5 protein-coding genes are annotated in these 3,403 nt (G+C 54.6%); all 5 read left to right on the forward strand.

Features of this window, described 5'->3' with window-relative positions; genetic code table 11:
* The first annotated feature begins 95 nt into the window (after window positions 1-95).
* Window positions 96-1,130 (forward strand): RHS repeat-associated core domain-containing protein, encoded by a 1,035-nt coding sequence (locus AC0Z36_RS29380; RefSeq protein WP_485466130.1) that lies wholly within the window; start codon window positions 96-98, stop codon window positions 1,128-1,130.
* An 18-nt stretch (window positions 1,131-1,148) separates the two neighbouring features.
* Window positions 1,149-1,400, forward strand: a complete 252-nt coding sequence (locus tag AC0Z36_RS29385; RefSeq protein ID WP_485466131.1) for a hypothetical protein — start codon at window positions 1,149-1,151, stop codon at window positions 1,398-1,400.
* Window positions 1,397-1,783: a DUF4259 domain-containing protein gene (locus AC0Z36_RS29390; protein ID WP_485466132.1), complete on the forward strand. Its 387-nt coding sequence runs from the start codon at window positions 1,397-1,399 to the stop codon at window positions 1,781-1,783. The genes AC0Z36_RS29385 and AC0Z36_RS29390 overlap by 4 nt, the downstream gene beginning before the upstream one ends.
* A gap of 135 nt (window positions 1,784-1,918) precedes the next feature.
* Window positions 1,919-2,326, forward strand: a complete 408-nt coding sequence (locus AC0Z36_RS29395; protein ID WP_485466133.1) for a transposase — start codon at window positions 1,919-1,921, stop codon at window positions 2,324-2,326.
* 338 nt (window positions 2,327-2,664) lie between these two features.
* Window positions 2,665-3,105: a hypothetical protein gene (locus tag AC0Z36_RS29400; RefSeq protein WP_485466134.1), complete on the forward strand. Its 441-nt coding sequence runs from the start codon at window positions 2,665-2,667 to the stop codon at window positions 3,103-3,105.
* Window positions 3,106-3,403 lie beyond the last annotated feature (298 nt).

Below are 3,403 nucleotides of genomic sequence, written 5' to 3' on the forward strand. Positions count from 1 at the left end.
TCCTACCACCCGTTCACCGCGCCCCTGGACCTTCTCGGTCTACCGCCCCGACCTGCGGAAACTCTCAGCAATTAGCTTCTTGCATCAGCCCTGGGATGAAGGAGTGGGCGTACCGCTGGGACGCCGACGACCGGATGACGGGGGTCACGACTCCGGACGGGACGGAGTGGCGGTATGTGTACGACCCGCTGGGGCGGCGTACCGGCAAGCGGCGTATGGCCGCTGACGGGGTGACTGTGGCCGAGGAAGTCTGGTTCGCCTGGGACGGCACCCGGCTGGCCGAACAGGCTGTCGCCACCGGCGGTGGTCGGGGGGAGACTGTGGTGTGGGACTACGCGCCGGGTTCGCACCGGCCGTTGTCCCAGACGCACCGTCCTGGCGCGGTTGATCCTTCACAACCTCATATCGATGGGCAGACGCCGCAGGATGAGGTCGACGCGCGGTTCTTTGCGATCGTCATCGACCTGGTGGGGACACCCACCGAACTCGTCGACGGCGAGGGGGCGGTGGGGTGGCATCGCCGGGCGGGCCTGTGGGGAACGCCCGTAGGGTCGACTACCGGCGACGGCCTGGATTGCCTGTTGGGCTTTCCCGGCCAGTACCGGGACGATGAGACCGGCTGGCACTACAACCTGTTCCGGTACTACACGCCGGAGACGGGGGGGTATGCCGGACCCGACCCGCTGGGTCTGGCGCCGGCACCCAATCACCACGGGTACGTCGACAATCCACAGATGTTAACTGATCCGCTCGGACTCATGTCGTGCGAAAGTAACTTGGATCTGGATAAGGCCTCTACCTCCGGTAGAAATATGGATCCGAAGGACAAGCGTGGGGAATTTGAGGTGGCTGGGAACGCACTGTCGAAGCATGCAGGCCGGGACACTAACAAGGGGCAATGGCCGATTCCTGCGGGGAAGCAGAATCCGGCTTCCTGGAACGCGCTCGGGCGGGACGTGCTAGATGACATTCTTACTAACCCTCATTCCGTGACTTCCGTAGACAGAGGTCGAATCAATGGTCAGTGGCAGGATGTAATTGAGGTGAGAATCATGAACGGTGCTACGTCGAACGGTGGGCCAGGTGCAAGATTCTCCACATCCGGAGACTTTGCTGCCTTCCTGGATTGAAAGAATTGGATTTTTGATATGCTGATCGAATATTTCGAGGGCCGCACTGTCGAAATTATCGACACATATGATTTTGGTTCTGGTGAGCGAGTGATCGAGTTTCGTTCTACTGAAAACCATGAGGGAGGAATGGCGGTCTCTTTGCCGGAGGAAGGTGATTGGTGTGAAGCCAGGGTCTCTATAGATCCGCAAGTGCAAGATGTGTCGGTTAAATTTGCCGTATGGGCGCTAGCTGTAGCTAAGTCTAGAATCGGCGGTCTCAAAGGGTGAGTGCTTCAGGCGTAGGACCGTTCGATAACGATGATGCCGCTGATCTGGTAGACGAGGTCCGCGAGCTAGGAAGCGAAGGTATTCTCGAAGCGATTGAAGAGGCGCTGGCCAGTGTGGCTAAAACTTCTTCGGACGAGTATCTTGAGAAAGATCTGACGGATGCGGCTGTGGCAGCAGCGGCAATTTTCGTTGCAGGGATTTCAGGTTCTGACGGTGAGATTTTTAATTCAGATCTCCCTGATGAAATGCCAGATTTTTCAAATAGCATTCGCGTGCTAGCTAAAGCGGCTCTTTCGCGCACTCTCGGTGAGAAATCTGAAACTCTTGAACTCTGGGAGGAGGTGGGCAGGGGGGTGAATGGAAGAAGGTGGTGCATATCTTGATCTCAAGCCTTGGGGGATGAGTTTAGGAATCTTAAGTTTGTACTATTGAGAGGCTCTGCGTTTTTCGGACAGCAGGCTCATGGGATTTCTACGTGGCGAACCTTACGGCCATGAAGCCGTCCTCGACTTCCTGCGGTGTTTTATACCCGAGCGACGAGTCACTTCCAGGTGCTGACCGGGCGTATGAACGCCGGGGTGTTCATCGGGTTCCTGGAGAAGGTCCTGCACGATTTGAAGGCCCCGGTCTTCCTGATTCTCGACAATTCCTCGGTCCACAAAGCGAAGAAGGTTCAGGAGTTCGTTGCGGCACAGGAAGACCGTCTCAAACTCTTCTTTCTCCCGCCTTACTCCCCGGAACTCAACCCGGACGAGTGGGTATGGAACAACGTGAAGAACGCCAGAATTGGCCGACGTGCAGTCCTGGACGGAAATAGCATGTTCCATTGGGCGGAAACCTCACTTCAGCGCCTCAAGGATCTACCTGACGTGATACGCGGATTCTTTGGCGATCCGCATTTGGCTTATATCGCAGAGACTGTCTAGATATTTTGAATTGGGTTAGTACTGTGTAGAACTCCACCACGCATGGAGGAAGGGAATCAAAGGGAAGGATGGTAGCATATTAATGGGCGGCACGTGGCTGGGAATCATCAGACAGGTCCTGGCGACTTGTTCCCTTCAGGGACAACGCGAGAGCAGATTGAAAAAGCAGCTAAAATCCTCATGGAAAAAGGGACTCGCCAGTCGGATCCTGATAAATGAATCCAAACTCTGGAAAAGAGAATGAAAATCAACGGGACGTCAATGAATGTGAGGCTGATCGTCGATTCTAAGGACGGGAATCGCATCATCACTATGTTCCCCATCAAGGGTGGCCGTTAATGGTTACTTTCAAATTTTCTCGCAGAGATGGCCAAGGAGCGTTCAGCGGGTTCGATTTGGGAGATATCGAGGTCATCGGAAACGTCGGGCACGCTTCCTCGAAGCAGCACTATCCAGATCAGGGGATGATGATCCTCATTGCCCTTTCGGACCTGCTTGATGGAATTAGAATGCTCTCGGCGCGCGAAATCAGAGGATTCAGCTTCAATGGTGTAGATTCTGCCTTTCGGCTCGACTTTACGGCTTCCAAAAAGCAGATATTCACATCCTCCAGAGGAGTGAAGATTGATTCCTCATCGATCTATGATTTCATGCATACATTTGAATCAAGTGCTGCCGTATTCGCATCTTTTGCCCTTTCTCGAATTTCAGTAGAGGATGCCGCATCTGCGGATCTTTCAATGGCTTTGCGGAATTGGAATCATAGGATTCTGAAGTGAATCTGGCTCTACTGCTAAGCATGTTACAAGTATCTAGACATCTTTGATGGTTTGCGGTAGGAGTAAGTCATGACTTCGGGTGGGGATGGCCGAGCGCTTTCGCATGATGTTCTTGAAGAACTGCGCCGACGGGCGGTGGAACGAATGTTGGCAGGAGAGAGTCCAGCGTCTGTAGCTGAAACCCTGGGGCTGAACCGGTCCACAGAGGGTTATTCAGAACGTCTCCGGTGAGGCAGCGAACACCGGTCCTTGATCCGCGGAACCGCAACGGCAACAGCCCCACACCTGCTACGACTTG

Source organism: Kitasatospora sp. UYEF31 (assembly GCF_057291755.1).

Coding starts and splice junctions, on each gene's coding strand:
- AC0Z36_RS29400 (WP_485466134.1), top strand. CDS start 2,665: ATGGTTACTTTCAAATTTTCTCGCAGAGATGGCCAAGGAGCGTTCAGC.
- AC0Z36_RS29385 (WP_485466131.1), top strand. CDS start 1,149: ATGCTGATCGAATATTTCGAGGGCCGCACTGTCGAAATTATCGACACA.
- AC0Z36_RS29380 (WP_485466130.1), top strand. CDS start 96: ATGAAGGAGTGGGCGTACCGCTGGGACGCCGACGACCGGATGACGGGG.